12 protein-coding genes are annotated in these 16,765 nt (G+C 63.9%); 9 read left to right on the top strand and 3 right to left on the bottom strand.

What is annotated here, in order from left to right; genetic code table 11:
- Positions 1–92 precede the first annotated feature (92 nt).
- Together BLW08_RS02295 and BLW08_RS02290 are read left to right on the top strand one after the other, a co-directional pair.
- Positions 93–767 (top strand): Maf family protein, encoded by a 675-nt coding sequence (locus tag BLW08_RS02295; protein WP_091323135.1) that lies wholly within the window; start codon positions 93–95, stop codon positions 765–767.
- A gap of 118 nt (positions 768–885) precedes the next feature.
- Complete coding sequence (locus tag BLW08_RS02290; protein ID WP_091323133.1) at positions 886–2,697, top strand: acetyl/propionyl/methylcrotonyl-CoA carboxylase subunit alpha; 1,812 nt, start codon at positions 886–888, stop codon at positions 2,695–2,697.
- Between the two features lie 69 nt (positions 2,698–2,766).
- Here BLW08_RS02290 and BLW08_RS02285 read toward each other — a convergent pair whose 3' ends face one another.
- Positions 2,767–4,176: an MFS transporter gene (locus BLW08_RS02285; RefSeq protein WP_090819577.1), complete on the bottom strand. Its 1,410-nt coding sequence runs from the start codon at positions 4,174–4,176 to the stop codon at positions 2,767–2,769.
- Between the two features lie 294 nt (positions 4,177–4,470).
- On the opposite strand from BLW08_RS02285, the gene BLW08_RS02280 reads away from it, so the two are divergent.
- The 4 genes from BLW08_RS02280 to BLW08_RS02265 are packed head-to-tail and all read left to right on the top strand — an operon-like array spanning position 4,471 to position 10,430.
- Entirely contained in the window at positions 4,471–5,883 is a 1,413-nt protein-coding gene (locus BLW08_RS02280) for an MFS transporter (protein WP_091323131.1), read from the top strand.
- Complete coding sequence (locus BLW08_RS02275; RefSeq protein ID WP_091323129.1) at positions 5,884–8,085, top strand: molybdopterin oxidoreductase family protein; 2,202 nt, start codon at positions 5,884–5,886, stop codon at positions 8,083–8,085.
- A complete protein-coding gene (locus BLW08_RS02270) occupies positions 8,082–9,647 on the top strand; it encodes an FAD-dependent oxidoreductase (protein ID WP_091323127.1) in 1,566 nt (521 codons plus the stop codon). The genes BLW08_RS02275 and BLW08_RS02270 overlap by 4 nt, the downstream gene beginning before the upstream one ends.
- Before the next feature lie 45 nt (positions 9,648–9,692).
- Positions 9,693–10,430 carry an MBL fold metallo-hydrolase gene (locus BLW08_RS02265; RefSeq protein WP_091323125.1) on the top strand — a complete coding sequence of 246 codons (738 nt, stop codon included), beginning with the start codon at positions 9,693–9,695 and terminating at the stop codon, positions 10,428–10,430.
- Positions 10,431–10,451: 21 nt separating this feature from the next.
- On the opposite strand, the gene BLW08_RS02260 is transcribed toward BLW08_RS02265, so the two are convergent.
- Entirely contained in the window at positions 10,452–11,348 is an 897-nt protein-coding gene (locus BLW08_RS02260) for a LysR family transcriptional regulator (protein WP_175538547.1), read from the bottom strand.
- Between the two features lie 120 nt (positions 11,349–11,468).
- Here BLW08_RS02260 and BLW08_RS02255 point away from each other — a divergent pair, with 120 nt between their 5' ends.
- Together BLW08_RS02255 and BLW08_RS02250 are read left to right on the top strand one after the other, a co-directional pair.
- Complete coding sequence (locus BLW08_RS02255; RefSeq protein WP_091323122.1) at positions 11,469–12,884, top strand: M20 family metallopeptidase; 1,416 nt, start codon at positions 11,469–11,471, stop codon at positions 12,882–12,884.
- Between the two features lie 29 nt (positions 12,885–12,913).
- Complete coding sequence (locus BLW08_RS02250; RefSeq protein ID WP_090819598.1) at positions 12,914–14,242, top strand: MFS transporter; 1,329 nt, start codon at positions 12,914–12,916, stop codon at positions 14,240–14,242.
- Positions 14,243–14,351: 109 nt separating this feature from the next.
- Here BLW08_RS02250 and BLW08_RS02245 read toward each other — a convergent pair whose 3' ends face one another.
- The gene (locus BLW08_RS02245; protein ID WP_091323312.1) at positions 14,352–15,761 is read right to left on the bottom strand and encodes an NAD(P)H-quinone dehydrogenase; all 1,410 of its coding nucleotides are present in this window, start codon (positions 15,759–15,761) and stop codon (positions 14,352–14,354) included.
- A gap of 121 nt (positions 15,762–15,882) precedes the next feature.
- On the opposite strand from BLW08_RS02245, the gene BLW08_RS02240 reads away from it, so the two are divergent.
- A complete protein-coding gene (locus BLW08_RS02240) occupies positions 15,883–16,683 on the top strand; it encodes a purine-nucleoside phosphorylase (protein WP_175538546.1) in 801 nt (266 codons plus the stop codon).
- Positions 16,684–16,765: the final 82 nt, after the last annotated feature.

Here is a 16,765-nt window from a genome sequence, read left to right as displayed (position 1 = left end):
CACCAACGCTCTCTCACTTGCCTCACGCAAGTGAGAGAGCGTCGGCGTTTAAGGGGCGATTGGTGAGAGAGCGTCGTATTAGGCTGGGAGGCGTGACCCGATTGATCCTCGCCTCCCAGTCCCCCGCCCGAACCAAACTCCTCACCGAGGCGGGCATCCACCATGACGTCCTGGTCTCGGATGTGGACGAGGATGCAGTGCAGGCCAAATACGGTGTAACCGATGCCCATGACACCGCCCTGCTGCTGGCCCGGGCCAAAGCCGAAGCAGTTGCCGCGCTCCCCGAGTCCGACGGCGCGCTGGTGATCGGTTGCGATTCCGTCTTCGAGTTCGACGGTGAGTCCCATGGCAAGCCCTACACTGCAGAGGTCGCCCGGGAGCGGATGCTGCGCATGAGCGGATCGCAGGGAGTGCTCCACACAGGACACTGGTTGGTGGACTGCCGGGACACCGCCGCTGACGCAGACGAGGACGCAGCGGAGGACGGCCAGACCCCGGAGGGCACCGGCGCCACCGTCGGAGCCGTTTCCTCCGCCGAAGTCCATTTCTCCCAGATGAGCTCACGGGAAATCGACGCCTACATCGCTACCGGAGAACCCTTGCACTGCGCGGGCTCCTTCACCATCGACGGCTTGGGTGGGGCCTTCATCCGCAAGGTCGACGGCGACCCGCACGCCGTCGTCGGGCTTTCCATCTCCACTCTCAGGGACCTGCTGGTCCACGCGAACGTGGGTATCACCGAGCTGTGGGACGCGGACGAGGAGTAGAAGCCTTTTGTAGCAACCCTACAAAGGAACATCGCCTCACACACGGAATCCCCCATCAATATGGGCGGAACCCTCACAATCACGCTAGGCTCCCTGAAGGACAGAAGGAGTCAACAACTTGTCAGCTAACCCGGCGCAGCCCATTTCCAGCCCTCTTACCAAGGTCTTGATTGCCAACCGCGGCGAAATCGCGGTCCGCATCATCCGAGCCGCCCGGGACGAAGGCATTGCCTCCGTAGCGGTCTATGCAGACCCTGACCGTGACGCACTCCATGTCCGCCTTGCCGATGAAGCCTACGCGTTGGGTGGCAACACCGCCGCTGAGTCGTACCTCGTGATGGACAAGATCATCGACGTCGCCAAGCAGTCCGGCGCTGACGGGATCCACCCCGGTTATGGCTTCCTGGCCGAGAATGCCGAATTCGCTGCAAAGGTCATTGAGGCCGGCATCACCTGGATCGGCCCCTCACCCGAGGCCATCTCCGCCTTGGGAGACAAGGTCCAGGCCCGCCACATTGCCGAGAAGGTAGGCGCTCCCCTGGTTCCGGGCACGGCTGACCCGGTCCAGAACGCGGACGAGATCCTGAAGTTTGCCGAGGAATTCGGGCTTCCTGTCGCCATCAAGGCTGCCTTCGGCGGCGGCGGACGCGGCATCAAGGTGGCCCGCACCATGGACGAAATCCCTGAGTTGTACGAATCGGCAGTTCGCGAAGCCGTAGCAGCCTTCGGCCGCGGCGAGTGCTTCATCGAGCGCTTCCTCGACGCTCCCCGCCACGTCGAGACCCAGTGCCTTGCCGACTCCTTCGGCAACGTGGTGGTCGTCTCCACCCGCGACTGCTCGCTGCAGCGCCGCAACCAGAAACTCGTGGAGGAAGCCCCGGCTCCTTACCTGAGTGAGGAGCAGGTAAAGCGCCTCTACGAGTCCTCCAAGGCCATCCTGAAGGAAGCCAATTACCTTGGCGCCGGCACGTGTGAGTTCCTGGTGGGCCAGGACGGCACCATCTCCTTCCTTGAGGTCAACACCCGCCTCCAGGTTGAGCACTGCGTTTCCGAGGAAGTCACAGGCATCGACCTGGTCCGCGAGCAGTTCCGCATCGCCCGCGGCGAAGCACTGGGCTACGACGACCCCGAGGTCCGCGGCCACTCCTTCGAGTTCCGCATCACGGGTGAAGATCCGGGCCGCAACTTCATGCCCGCTCCGGGCACCATCAGCACCTTGAAGAACCCGACGGGGCCCGGCATCCGGATCGACTCCGGCGTGGAGCAGGGCGACGTCATCAGCGGCAACTTCGACTCCATGCTCTCCAAGCTGATCGTTACCGGCGCTACCCGTGAGCAGGCACTCCAGCGTTCACGCCGAGCCCTGGAAGAGATGGTGGTTGAAGGCATCCCCACCGTCATCCCGTTCGACCTCGCAGTGGTTACCGACCCCGATTTCGCACCGGCCGAAGGACCGTTCAAGGTTCACACGCGCTGGATCGAGACCGAGTTCGTCAACAGCATCCCGGCGTGGTCGGCGGCAGGCACCGCTGAAACGCCCGACGCCGGTGAGCGCCAGCGCGTCGTCGTCGAGGTTGGCGGCAAGCGCCTTGAAGTCGTCCTGCCGTCAGGCCTGGGCGGCAGTGTCGCTGCTGTTTCCAGCGGTTCCGGCGCCAAGTCCGGCAAGTCCAAGAAGCGCTCCCGCTCGGCCGGCGCCACGGCTGCTGCAGCTGGCGGCAATGCGTTGACCTCCCCCATGCAGGGAACCATCGTCAAGGTGGCAGCCGCTGAAGGTGATGTTGTGGCTGAAGGCGACCTGATCGTGGTGCTCGAGGCCATGAAGATGGAGCAGCCCCTCACCGCCCACAAGGCCGGCACCGTGCGTGGCCTGGTTGCCGCTGCTGGTGAGACCGTTGCCGCCGGCGCGGTCATCGCCACCATCGAGGACTAACGCAAAGAACCTCTTAACGACGTCGGCCCCGCACCGTTTGGTGCGGGGCCGACGTCGTAGTTGAGCTACTTAGGCGACGTTGTTTTCGTAGTCCATGTCCTTGGTTTCGCGGGTCAACCAGAGAGCGATAAACGTCACCACAGCGGCGGCGGCCATGTAGGCGCCCACCAGCCAGGTGCTGCCGTTCGCCGCCGACCACAGGGCGATGGCAACGAAGGAGGCCGGTGCCGCTCCGATCATCGACGACAGGTTGTAGGCCACGGCAGACCCTGTGTACCGGACGTTCGCAGGGAACAGCTCCGGCAGGATGGCGGCCATGGGACCGAAGGTCAGGCCCATAAGCGTGAAGCCCACAATGAGGCCCACCATCGCCGCTGCCTGGCCTGGACCGAACATGGTGAACCAGAGCGCACCGAAGACGAAGATGCCGGCAGTGACGCCCAGCAGGAACTTCCGGCGGCCCCACTTCTCAGCCAGCGGCCCGGAGACCACGGTGAAGATACCGAAGAAGACGACGCCGATGATCAGCATCCAGAGGAAGTCGGACCGTGTGATGCCCAACCCGGGGACGAACGCCGCGATTTGGTCTGCCGTCATGGGCTTGCCGGCCTTTTCAGCAGCCGCCTGCGCACCGGCCAGGGTGGGCTTGGTGCCGTAGGACAGGGTGAACGTGGTCATGATGTAGAAGAGCACGTAGGTGGCAAACATGATGAAGGTACCTGCCACAACAGGGCGCCAGTGGCTCTTGAGGGTTGCCGCGAGGGGAACTTTCTGGACCTTTTCCTGCTCGATGACCTTGGTGAAGGATGCGCTCTCCACCAGCTTCAGGCGTACGTACAGTCCCACGATGACCAGTACGGCGCTGAGGATGAACGGAACGCGCCAGCCCCAGGCCAGGAATTCCTCGGCACTGAGGGCCACGTTCATCCAGATAAAGATCACGTTGGCGATGATGAAGCCGATGGGAGCACCCAACTGCGGGAAAGTTCCATAAATGGCGCGCTTGCCTTCCGGGGCGTTCTCCGTGGCCAGCAGGGCTGCACCGGACCATTCTCCGCCCAAGGCGAGGCCTTGGAAGAATCGCAGGATCACCAACATGATCGGGGCAAGGATGGCCCATCCTGCCATGGAGGCCGTGGGCAGGAGTCCAATGAGGAACGTCGCAATACCCATGGTCAGCAGCGAAGCAACCAGGGTGCCCTTGCGGCCGATCTTGTCACCGAAGTGGCCAAAGACCACGGCGCCGATGGGACGCGCGAAGAAGGCAACACCAAAGATGGCGAACGCACTGAGGAGAGCATTGATGTCAGTGGCGTCGGGGAAGAAAAGCTTTGGGAAGACGAGTACCGACGCGGTGGCATAGGCGTAGAAGTCGTAGAACTCGATCGTCGTGCCGATCAGGCTCGCGAAGATCACCTTGCCCCGCGAGTTCACCGGCTTGGTGGACTCGCCTTCCTTGGATGGTGCGGTGGAAGACATGTGTTTGCAGCTTTCGTTCACGCCGGCCGATGCCCCAGGAGCCTACCCGGCGAAGGAATATTCGAGAGTTCAATAATAGTTCCGGCTGTCCATTGACTGGACAACCAAGTCCAACATGCGGACGTACAGGAAAATCTCACCCTGTGGTCCGGGCCACATTACCTCACCAAGGCCTCACGCGCCGGTGACCCCTCCGATAGGGAAATGTCACAGGCCGTTTACAAACCGCGCCCGTCCTCGAAATGCGTGAAACCTACCTTGGAATAACAACGTCCCCCACCAAGGAGGCACTCCGTGACTGTTGACCGCACTGCAGATGAACTGGCCCCCGTCCAGTCCACTGCCACCGCCGCCCCCGCCCTTGAGCACCGCCCCGGCCGCTGGATTGCCAACTGGGATGCCGAAGACAAGGGCCAGTGGGAAGCCGAAGGCCGGTCCATCGCCAAACGCAATCTTTACTGGTCGATCTTCGCCGAATTCCTGGGCTTCGTCGTGTGGCAGCTATGGTCCATCGTGGTGGTCCAGCTCCCCGCCGCAGGCTTCAAGTTCGATACCAACCAGATCTTCTGGCTCATCTCCATCCCAAGTCTCGTGGGCGCAACGCTCCGTATCCCCTACACCTTCATGGTTCCCAAGTTCGGTGGCCGGAACTGGACCATCGTCTCGGCCCTTCTGCTGCTGATCCCCACCACCGGCCTGGCCCTCTGTGTCTCCAATCCGGAGACGCCGTTCGGTGTCATGCTCCTCATGGCCGCACTGGCCGGCTTTGGCGGCGGCAACTTCGCCAGCTCGATGGCCAACATCACCTTCTTCTACCCTGCCAGGGAAAAGGGGTGGGCGCTGGGCCTGAACGCCGCGGGCGGAAACCTGGGTGCCGCCGTCGCCCAGCTTGTTGTTCCCATTGCCATCACCCTCCTGGCTGCCGGCACCGTCAACCTTCCGATGGCGGGCGTCATCTGGATTCCGCTGATCATCATTGCGGCCTTCGGTGCCTACAAGTACATGAACAACCTCACCAGCGCCAAGGGCGATGTGGCCGGTTCCCTGGCCGCCCTCAAAGAACCGCACCTCTGGATCATGGCGTTCCTCTACATTGGAACGTTCGGTTCGTTCATCGGCTTCGCGGGTGTCTTCCCCAAGCTGATCAAGGACTACTTCCCGGACTTCTCCTCCATCCACGTCGGTGCTGTGGCGTTGTCCCTGGCCTTCCTTGGCCCGCTGGTTGGATCCCTGGCCCGTCCCTACGGTGGACGCATGGCCGACCGCATGGGCGGGGCACGCATGACCATTGCCTCGTTCGCCTCCATGGCGGTTATCACGCTGACCATGATCTGGACCCTGCCGCTGAAGAACTTCTGGCTCTTCCTTACCTTGTTCCTGCTGCTCTTCCTGGCCAGTGGCTTCGGAAACGGTGCCACGTACCGGATGATCCCGGTCATCTTCGCAACGTCCAGCCGGGCAGCCCGCTCCGGGGCGCCCAGCGCCACCACGGCAAGGCTCGCCTCCTCCTCACTGGGCCTGATCTCCGCGATCGGCGCCTACGGCGGATTCGTCATCCCGCAGGTACTCAACGCCTCCAACACGGCCAGCGGCTCCTACACCCCGGCGTTCTACGGCTTCGTGGGAGCCTATGTCCTGATGCTCACCGTCTGCTGGATCTTTTACATCCGCCCAGCCCGGCAGCGCAACACGATCGGACACATCTAGATGCCCAACGGCGCCGATACCCACTGCCCTTACTGCGCGCTCCAGTGCGCCATGACACTGACCCCTGCTTCCCCTGCAATTCAAGGGACAGCGGCAGCGCCGGCAACTGAGGCAGCACCCGCCGTACCCCTGGAAGTTTCGGGGCGCGAGTTCCCCACCAACCGGGGCGGGCTGTGCCGCAAGGGCTGGACATCGGCGTCGTTGTTGCGTCATAACGGCAGGGTCACCGAGCCAATGCTCAAAGGATCCGACGGCGTCCACCAGCCCATCTCCTGGGACCAGGCGCTCATGCTTATCACGGCCGCGGTCAAGGACACGCAGCAGCAGTACGGGGATGACGCCGTGGGAGTGTTTGGCGGCGGTGGCCTCACCAATGAGAAGGCGTACCTGCTGGGGAAGTTCGCCCGGCTGGCCCTTCGCACTTCGCGGATCGACTACAACGGCCGCTTCTGCATGTCATCCGCGGCAGCAGCCGGCAACCGCGCCTTCGGCGTGGACCGCGGCCTCCCCTTCCCCGTCACGGACCTGGACACCGCGTCCGTGATCCTCATGCTCGGCTCCAACGTTGCCGAGACCATGCCGCCGTTCGTCCAGCACCTGCAGGGCGCCCGCGACGCCGGCGGGCTGATCGTGGTGGACCCCCGCCGCTCGGCTACTGCTGCGTTCACGTCCGACGGCGGTGGCCTCCACTTGCAGCCCACGCCCGGCACCGATTTGGCGCTTCTTTTGGGGATCAGCCACGTGGTGGTCCACGAAGGACTCTCCGACGCCTCGTACATCGAGAAGAACACGTCCGGATACGCCGCCGTGGTCCGCAGCCTGTCGTCGTTCTGGCCGGAGCGCGTCCAGTCCATCACCGGCGTTCCGGCCACCCTCGTCCGCGAGACAGCCCGACGCTTGGCCGAAGGCGCCCGCGCAGGTGGCAGCTACATCCTTAGCGGCCGTGGGGTGGAGCAGCACGTGGACGGCACGGACACCGCCACTGCGGCGATCAACCTCAGCCTCCTCTTGGGCCTGCCCGGCTCGGCCCGCAGCGGCTACGGCACGCTCACTGGCCAAGGCAACGGACAAGGCGGGCGCGAGCACGGCCAGAAAGCCGACCAGCTCCCCGGCTACCGCAAGATCACCGACCCCGCCGCCCGCGCCCACGTCGCTGGAGTATGGGGAATCGACGAGTCGCTGATCCCCGGACCCGGCCTCCCCGCCGTCGAACTTCTCAAGTCTCTGGGACAGCCCGACGGCGTCCGTTGCCTTTTCGTCCACGGCGCCAATGTGGTGGTGTCGGCGCCGGACACCAACGCGGTCATCCAGGGTCTCCGCAGCCTGGACTTCCTGGTAGTTTGCGACTTCTTCATGTCCGAGACCGCCGCCGAAGCCGACCTGGTTCTGCCGGTCACCCAGTGGGCCGAGGAAGAGGGGACGCTGACCAACCTTGAGGGCCGCGTGATCCGTCGCCGGCGCGCGCTGACGCCACCCCCGGGGGTCCGCAGCGAGTTGTGGCTCATGGCCCGCTTGGCAGAGATGTTAGGGGCTCCTTCTACGTTCAGTGATGACCCCGAGACCGTGTTCGAGGAGCTCCGCCTGGCCTCTGCCGGCGGCCTGGCCGATTACTCAGGCATCGATTACGCCATGCTGGACCGGGGCGAAGCTGCTTACTGGCCCTACCCTGTGGGCAGCACCGGTACGCCCCGGCTCTTTTCCGACGGCTTCGCCCACGCTGACGGCCGCGCCGTGATGGTTCCAGTCACTCCGTCCAAACGGGCCGTACGTTCCTTCGCCGACGACTCCCTGGCCCTGGCCACTGGCCGGCTGCTGGAGCATTACCAATCCGGCGCTCAGACCCGACGGGTGAGCGAACTGCTGGCGTCCCAGCCGCAGGCCCGTCTCCTCATCCACCCCGGAACTGCGGCTTCGCGCGGCATTTCCGACGGCGACTACGCCATGGTCACCAACGAGCGCGGCGAGGTCCTGTGCCGTGCGGAGCTCAGCACCACAGTCCGCCCTGACACGGTCTTCCTGCCGTTCCACTTCCCTGGCCAGGAAAACGCCAACCGTCTCACGGAAGCGGCTACAGATCCCATTTCCGGCATGCCGGAGTTCAAGACCAGCCGGGTGTGGGTCCGGAAGGCCGCTGCGACACAGGGCGCGCCTTCCGTTCCCGAACGGTTCGGGATGCCAGTGCACGTCAAGGAGGCTTCATGAGCGAGCGAATTGTTGTTGTTGGATTCGGGCCGGTCGCTGCCCGCCTCGTGGACGAATTGCTCCCCGCTGTCCGCACCGGGCTGGTGCAGTTGCTGGTGGTCGGCCAGGAGGCCGAAGCTGCCTATAACCGCGTGATGGTGGCTGAATTGGCCGTCGGCCGCACCACCGCCGAGGCTTTGGCGATGGCTGACGCTTCCGAGTTGGAGTCCGACGGCGTGCAGCTGCGGTTGGGCGTCAAGGTCAAGAGGATCGACCGTGCCCGCCAGAACGTCGTCCTATCGGACGGCAGCACCGAACACTATGACCGTCTGGTGTTCGCCACCGGATCCCGACCCGTGATTCCCAACCTCACCGGGCTCAACCCTGATCCTTCCGGGCCCGTCCTTCCGCCTGGCGTGACGGCACTGCGCGATCTCAAGGATGCCGCCGTGCTCCGTTCCGCCGTCGCTGACGGCAAGCGCGTGGTGGTGTTGGGTGGCGGCGTTTTGGGATTGGAAACGGCACTGGCCGCCTCGGAAGAAGGCGCGCAGACCACCGTAGTTCACAATGGGCCCTTTCCGCTGGGCCGCAGCATCGACCGTGGCAGCGGCTCCGTCCTCACCAACAGCTTGCGCGCGGGTGGCGTCCGGATGGCCGGCAACGCCCGTTCCACCGGCGTGGAGACGGCCGGACCTGGCGGCAGTTTCTCCGCCTTGCTGCTGGATGACGGCTCTGCAATCGACGGCGACCTCCTGGTGTTGTCCTGTGGCGTGCGGCCCAGGATCGAATTGGCGGAGGGCTGTGGCCTGCCTGTCGCGACCGGCATCCTGGTGGACCACCACCTCCGGACCTATCACGAGCCCCACATGTTCGCGATCGGCGACTGTGCTGAAGTGCGCTGCCCTGACGCTGCGTGCGTTGACTGCCGGAATGCCGGCGGTCCTTCCGGTCTGGTCGGTCCGGGCTGGCGGCAGGCCGAATGGCTGGCCGAGTACCTCGTGGTCCTGGCTCGGAATGGCCAGGCCGCTGCAGATACCTTGGAAGCGTTGCCGATCGAAAAACCCGGTGTGGTGGTTCTTAAGGCACGGGGCATCAACCTGGCCGTAGCGGGCGACAACCAAGCCGATCCTTGGGATGAAGAGCTGCTGGAAGCCGGCGCCGTTTCCGGGCGGCCCCGCCGGCAGATCTCCCAATGGGCCGATCCCGAGCACGGCCGTTACGTCAAGATGACCACGCGCGGCGGAGTCCTTGAGGGCCTCGTGGCTGTGGGCATGCCCCGCACGGCTGCTGAGCTGGTTGTGCTCTTCGAACGCTCCTCCGAGCTGCCTGCGGACCGTTCGTTGCTGCTCCGGCTCGATGGGCCCGATCAACTGGACGCCGGCGGTGCCACCAGCAACGATCCCCAGCGGACCTTGTGCCGATGCGCCGGCGTGAGTGCGGCCAGCATTGGAGATTCCGTGGTTGAGGGCTGCAGCACCGTGGCTGAAGTCTCCAAGGCCACCCGCGCCGGGACGGGCTGCGGAGGGTGCCATGAGGACATCAAGGGGATCATTGAGAAGCACTTCCAAGCGGCCGCCGCCTGAGGCCAGGTGAGCCACCAGTGAGCAGTCCGGATCTAGACTGCTCAGGTGAATGTATCCGAACCCGTGCCCGGCGTCTTTTTTGTCGAAGGACCGGCTTCCAACTGGCTCATAGTCCGTGACGATTCAGGTTTCATCCTGATCGACGGCGGCTACCCTGCGGACCGCGACGTGGTCCTGGAATCCGTCCGTGGGCTCGGGCTGGATCCCGCTGCAGCCAGAGCCATGCTGATCACGCACGGCCACGTGGACCACACCGGCTCCGCGGCCTACTTCTCCCGCACCTTCGGCACACCCATACTGTGCTCCCCCGAGGAACTGGCCCACGTCCAAGGCAAGGAGAAGCACCAAGTCACCTTCGGGCAGGTTTTGATCCGTGCATGGCGGCCCAAGGTGTTCCGCTGGATGCTCCACGTGATCAAAGCCAAAGCCCTGCAGGCGGAGCCGGCTACGCGTGCGGAGGCCTGGACAGCTGAGACACTCCAGAGTCTTCCCGGCCAGCCCCGGGCGATCCTTCTGCCGGGGCATACCCCAGGCAACGCAGCAATTCTTCTCCCCGGCGCCGGGGTAGTCGCTGTTGGGGATTCCTTCGTCAGCGGGCATCCGATCAGCAGGCAGTCGGGTCCGCAGATGCTGCATGGGATGTACCACTCGGACCCAGAGGCAGCGTTGGAGGCCACCCATCGGCTGGACGAAGTTGAGGCTTCAGTGGTCCTCCCCGGACACGGCCCGGCGCTGGGGCTGCCCCTTGCTGAAGCGCTCTCAGCGCTGCGTAAGCAGAAGTGAGCCGATCAGATGTGAGCCGATCTACTCAGCCAATAGCTCGTCCGCCAAGGCCGAAGCGAACGCAGTGACCAGGGCCGACTTGCGGCGCCCGGCCATGGTCTGGATTTGCCCTTCGCGCTGAAGGAAGACCGTATTGTCCACGGGGATGAAGACGAGGCCTGCGTCTTCTCGTGCCGGCACCGTGAACCTGCTCATCAGAGCCACGCCCGCTCCGCTGCGGGCAAAGGCCAGGATTGGTCCTACTTGATCCGTTTCCAGGACGATCTCCGGACTGAGTCCTTCCCGCTGGACAGCGATGTCGAAGAGTTCACGCTGGGTAATCCCTCGTCCAGGGAGCGCGAGCCTCTCTTCGCACAGCTCCTGGAGAGAAACCGAATCCCGAACTGCCAGCCGATGGTCGCGAGTGACTGCGGCCAAGGCGGGAGCAGGCAAGGAGAACTCCACAGTGACATCGCGCTGGGGACCGAGGGCAAACACTGCGGCAATGTCAGCTTTGCCCTCGATCACCTGACGTGTGGCCTCTGCCGAGGGAACAACTACGAGGTTGAACACCACGTCGCTGTAGCTGGCAACCATCGTGGCAATGGCCGCCGGCACCCTGCAATGAGCCAACCCCTCCGCACTGGCAACCTTGATGACGCTGGTACGCCGGGACTCTGTATCACGCAGTTCCTGGAGCAGTGATTCCCCTTCGAGTTCGCTCCTGCGGGCATGGGCCAACAGCAGCCGTCCAGCCTCGGTGGGCAGCATGCCCCGCGGGTGCCTGAGGAAAAGCGGTGCCCCGGCCGAGGCTTCCAGCTTGCTCATCTGACGACTGATGGCTGATGGCGAGACGTGCAGGATTTCTGCAGCCTCCGTGATGGATCCAGTCTGCGCGACCTCGCGGAAATAAATCAGAGATGTTGGCAATAACTGCATGCCACTCCCTTCCTGGCGGTTTGCATCAAAGTCAAAGCTCGTTGAGAAAAGGATACTGGTTAGTGAGGCAGGCCACATCTAGAGTCGGAGGAAGCCACCACGATTTGAGGAAGCACCACCATGAACCTTCGCAATGAAATCCTTGCTGCTGCTGATGAGCACGTCACCTCTGGAGCCTTTCTCAACGGGCTGCGCACAGCGGTCTCTTACCCGAGCGAGAGCGGCAAGCCTGAAGGAAGAGATGCACTGAATGCATATCTGGAGGAAATTCTGACCCAGTCGCTGCAGGATATGGGGTGCAGGGTGGATCGCTGGGACCGGTGGGACGGGAGCGACAACTCGTTCCTGCTGGGCACCCGCGTGGAAGACCCCGGGCTCCCCACGGTCCTCTGCTACGGACACGCAGATGTTGTGGACGGCCATGAGGGGCGGTGGGCAGCTGGCCGCAGTCCGTGGGAAGTGTCCGTTGACGGCGGTCACTGGTACGGCCGGGGCACAGCCGACAACAAAGGCCAGCACCTGGTGAACCTGGCCGCCCTCCGGCTCCTGCTCGCCCACCAGGGCAAGCTTGGCTTCAATCTGAAATTCCTGTTCGAATGCGGCGAAGAAATTGGCTCACCCAAACTGGCCGAGTTTGCTGCTGCACAGCAGGGCCTCCTCTCCGCTGACGTCTTCATCGCCTCCGACGGTCCCCGCCTTAACGCCCATACTCCAACGATCTTCCTTGGCGCCCGGGGCGGCGCAAGCTTCGAGTTGACCGCCGCCCTTCGGCCTAGCTCCTATCACTCGGGAAATTGGGGCGGACTCATCAGGAACCCCGCGACCACCCTGGCCGCAGCCATTGGCACACTGGTGGACGGCCATGGGCGGATTCAGCTCCCCGGGCTACTCCCGGAGTCCCTGCCGGACTCGGTGAGGCGCGCCTTGGCCGACGTCCGGATTGTGCCCGGCCGGGAAGATCCACCCGTTGATGAGGGCTGGGGCGATGCCAGCCTTAGCCCCGCTGAGCGCGTCTACGGCTGGAACACTTTGGAAGTCCTGGCCCTCGGAGCCGCAGACGTGGACAACCCCGTCAACGCCATTCCCGGAACCGCGCGGGCAATCCTGCAACTTCGATTCGTCACCGGGACAGACACCAACAACTTGGAGAGCCGGCTTCAGGACCATTTGGATGCCATGGGATTTGGCATGGTCACAGCCCGCCTCACCACGGTTTTTCCTGCCAGCAGGTTGGATCCGGACAATCCCTGGGTTGCGTGGGCCAGCAACTCCATCGCGGAGACCACGGGCACAGCACCGGCGATCCTGCCCAACATCGGCGGCTCCCTGCCCAACCACGTGTTCGAGGACATTCTGGGGCTGCCTACCCTCTGGGTCCCGCACTCCTACCCCGGCTGCCTGCAGCACGCTCCCAACGAACACATGCTCGAATCCATCGCACGCGAAGGCTTGAAGATCGCGTGCGGGCTCTTCCACGATCTAGGCCGAGCCCAGGTTCCGGTCCCCGCACACACTCTCACAGCTGCCCACGCCTGAATGGCACTACTTACCTTAGAGGGAACACCATGACAACAACGCCCAACGCCGATCCTGCCCAGCAGCCGGCACCTGGTGCCGTCAACAACGATGTTGACCGGCAGCAGTCCAGAAAATCCACCACGAGAGGGATCGCTGCCGCGACGGTAGGCAACGCCCTGGAGTGGTTCGACATGGGTATCTATGCGCTGCTTGCCATCTACATTGGCCGCAATTTCTTTCCGGCTGACAACCCGGCAGTGGAACTGATCCAAGCCTTTGCCGTCTTTGGAGCCTCCTACCTGATCCGCCCCCTCGGCGGCCTGATCCTGGGTTCCTACGCCGACAGGAAGGGGCTGAAGAAGGGACTCATGCTGACCATCCGCCTGATGGTGATCGGCACCGCGATGATCGCCTTCATGCCCGGCTATGACCAGATCGGCATGCTCGCCCCGATCGGCATCATCCTTGCCCGCCTGGTCCAGGGTTTCTCAGCCGGCGGGGAGTTTGGGGCCGCGACATCGTTCCTCATCGCCCAGGACTCCAAGCGCAAGGGCTTTCTGGGGAGTTTCCAATTCGCCAGCCAAGGTTTGGGGTCGCTCATGGCGGCCATCTTCGTCGCCGTCCTCACCTCGTTGCTGTCCGCATCAGACATGAGTGACTGGGGCTGGCGCATCCCGTTCATTTTCGGGCTGTTGGTAGGCCCCGCAGGCTACTTCATCCGGAAACATGTGGATGAAGCACCAATCGTCCGGAGCGAGGATACCGAGGCCACAACGTCCCCCATCCTGGATGTTTTCAAGACTCAAAAGCTGGGCATCTTCATTGCCGGCGGCGCCCTTGCCATCTCCACGGCCGTGAACTTCATCCTGCAATACATGCCCACCTACGGCATCAAGCAGCTGGGGCTCGACCCGTCGGCTTCCTTCAGCTGCCTCGTCATCACAGGCGTGATCCTCACTTTCGGCACCCCCGTAGTGGGACACCTCTCGGACAAGTTTGGACGCCTGCGAATCATGATCCCCACGGTGATATTGACCGCGCTGATGGTGATACCGCTGTTCCTGTGGCTCACTGCCGGGAGGTCGTTCCTGGTGCTCGCCACCACCATGACCATCCTTGGGTGCCTGAAGGCGGCCTACTTTGGGGCGCTGCCCTCGGTCATGTCGGATGCCTTCGATGCCCGGTCCCGGGCAACGGGACTGTCCTTCAGCTACAACGCTTCCGTGGCAGCCTTCGGTGGTTTCACTCCCATGATCGCGGCCTACCTGATCGAGATCACAGGGCAGGACGTAGCCCCTGCCTACTACCTGGCCATCCTGGCTTGCCTGAGCCTGGCGGCGCTGGGAGCGGGGCTCAGGTTCAGGGGCATCCGCTAAGTCCTGGACGCAGAAACGCCCGCTTCGATGGATCGCTGCGCACCGTGCCGGGCGAACGGCATGGTGCGCAGCGAAGCCTCGAAACGGGCGTCCGTGCTGGATGGGGAAGCTACATGTGCACGTGCAGGCGCCGGGCAGCTTCGGAGATGGATCCGGTGAGCGACGGGTACACCGTGAATGCGCTGGCGACATCGTCCACGTGAAGCTTCTGGGTCACGGCCACGGAGATCGGGAAGATGAGCTCGGAGGCGTTAGGGCCAACCACCACGCCACCAATCACAGTGCCGGATCCCTTGCGGGCGATGATCTTGACGAAGCCGTCCTTGGTGTTGCGCATCTTGGCACGGGCATTGCTGAGCAGGGACAACATCACCACGTCACCCTGGTACTTGCCGGAAGCGAGATCGGCTTCGGAAACACCCACCGAGGCAATTTCCGGTGAAGTGAAGATGTTGGACGCCACCTGGTTGAGCTTGAGCGGCTTCACGCCGTCACCCATGAAGTGCGCAATCGCGATCCGTCCCTGCATGGCAGCAACGGATGCCAGGGCGAACACACCCGTGCAGTCACCTGCCGCATAGATGTTGGGGGCAGTGGTGCGCGAGACGCCGTCCACCTTGATGTGCCCGGACTCGGTGAGGGTCACGCCGGCTTCTTCGAGGCCGATGCCCGCGGTGTTGGGAATGGACCCGACACACACCAGGCAGTGCGAACCTGTCACCACCGATCCATCACCCAAGGTGACCTTGACGCTGTCGTCCGTTCGCTCGACGGCGTTGGCGCGTGACTTCGACAAGACGCGCACGCCGCGGCGTTCGAAGACGCCTTCCAGCAGCTTGGCAGCGTCCGTGTCCTCGCCGGGCAGGACTTGGTCGCGGCTGGAGATCAAGGTGACCTTGGAGCCCAGGCCGTTGTAGGCGGAGGCGAACTCGGCTCCGGTAACACCGGAACCCACCACGATCAGTTCTTCGGGAAGCTCGTCCAGGTTGTAGATCTGGGCCCAGTTGAGGATGCGTTCGCCGTCCGGCTTGGCCGTGGGCAGTTCCCGCGGGTGGGCGCCGACAGCCAGCAATATGGCATCGGCATCGATGGTGCGCGTGCCGTCGATGGTGAGGACTTCGATGGTGTTGTTGTCCAGCAGCTTGCCGGAGCCAATGACGATCTCCACGCCCAGGCGCTCAAGGCCCGCACGGATGTCCTCGGACTGTCCGTGGGCGAGGTTCAGGACGCGATCGTTGATGTGCTTGAGGTCGGCCCGGGGCTTTGACGCCGTGCCGTCGCCGTCGAACTTCACGCCCAGCTCGTCCGCCTCACCGACGCGGGTCATGAGATCGGCGGTGGCAATAAGGGTTTTGGAAGGCACGACGTCGGTCAGCACAGCTGAGCCGCCAAGGCCTGCCCGCTCGACGATGGTGACGTGCGCGCCGAGTGAGGCGGCCACCATGGCAGCTTCATATCCGCCGGGACCACCTCCCAGGATCGCGATACGGGGGGCACTGAAGTCAACTTGGGTGGTCACAATCCTCAATTCTCGCTCATTGCCACGCCGGCTGCCACTCAGCCCACCCTCACCACGCCCGGGTCCCTACCAAAGTCCGGTGGGCGCAAGGTAGCTTGTACCAGTGAGTAACACTGAGCTGATGAACACTGACCCTTTCGAAGCCGCACAGGCCGCCGCAGACTTCATTGCCGCGGAAACCGGCGTCGAGTCCCATGATGTAGCTTTGGTGCTCGGTTCCGGCTGGGCCGAGGCAGCGGACCTCATCGGAGAAACCACCGCCACGCTCAATGCGTCAGAGGTCCCCGGCTTCCACAAACCGGCAGTGGTGGGCCATGTAGGCACCATTCGCTCCGTCCTGACCAAAGAGGGCAAGCGGGCTTTGGTCCTGGGCGCCAGGACCCACTACTACGAGGGCCGCGGAGTCCGTTCGGTCGTCCACGGAGTGCGCACCGCTGCGGCCGCCGGTTGCAAGACACTGGTTCTCACCAATGGCTGCGGCGGACTCAACGAGGATTGGACCCCGGGCACTCCTGTCCTCATCAGCGACCATATTAACCTCACCGCTACCTCGCCTCTGGAAGGCGCCACGTTCGTTGACCTCACGGACCTCTACTCCTCACGGATCCGCGACCTTGCCCGCGACGTCGATTCCTCGCTGCAGGAGGGCGTGTACGCGCAGTTCACGGGCCCTCACTACGAGACGCCCGCCGAAGTCCAGTACGCCAAGCGCATAGGGGCCGACCTTGTTGGCATGTCCACTGCCTTGGAAGCGATCGCGGGCCGCCACGCGGGCATGGAAGTTTTCGGCATCTCGCTGGTGACCAACCTCGCGGCCGGCATCAGCCCGGTTCCCCTGAGCCACGCGGAGGTCCTGGAAGCCGGCCAGGCGGCGGGCAAGCGCATCTCCAAGCTCCTTGCGGAGATCATCGCCAAGCTCTAGGACATATCGCCAAACAATGCGTGGTGACCCGAGGGGGTGGCCACGCATTGTCGTTTAAGGGCACGCCTGCGGGCCCCAGGGG

Source organism: Arthrobacter sp. cf158 (assembly GCF_900106835.1).
Lineage (GTDB): Bacteria > Actinomycetota > Actinomycetes > Actinomycetales > Micrococcaceae > Arthrobacter.
Note: the sequence above shows the minus strand (reverse complement) of the source record. Positions and strands in the feature narration are given on the sequence as shown.

Excerpts from the sequence above, each read along its gene's own strand:
- BLW08_RS02285 (WP_090819577.1), bottom strand. The coding sequence starts at position 4,176 with ATGTCTTCCACCGCACCATCCAAGGAAGGCGAGTCCACCAAGCCGGTG.
- BLW08_RS02275 (WP_091323129.1), top strand. The coding sequence starts at position 5,884 with ATGCCCAACGGCGCCGATACCCACTGCCCTTACTGCGCGCTCCAGTGC.
- BLW08_RS02270 (WP_091323127.1), top strand. The coding sequence starts at position 8,082 with ATGAGCGAGCGAATTGTTGTTGTTGGATTCGGGCCGGTCGCTGCCCGC.
- BLW08_RS02260 (WP_175538547.1), bottom strand. The coding sequence starts at position 11,348 with ATGCAGTTATTGCCAACATCTCTGATTTATTTCCGCGAGGTCGCGCAG.
- BLW08_RS02255 (WP_091323122.1), top strand. The coding sequence starts at position 11,469 with ATGAACCTTCGCAATGAAATCCTTGCTGCTGCTGATGAGCACGTCACC.
- BLW08_RS02250 (WP_090819598.1), top strand. The coding sequence starts at position 12,914 with ATGACAACAACGCCCAACGCCGATCCTGCCCAGCAGCCGGCACCTGGT.
- BLW08_RS02240 (WP_175538546.1), top strand. The coding sequence starts at position 15,883 with ATGAACACTGACCCTTTCGAAGCCGCACAGGCCGCCGCAGACTTCATT.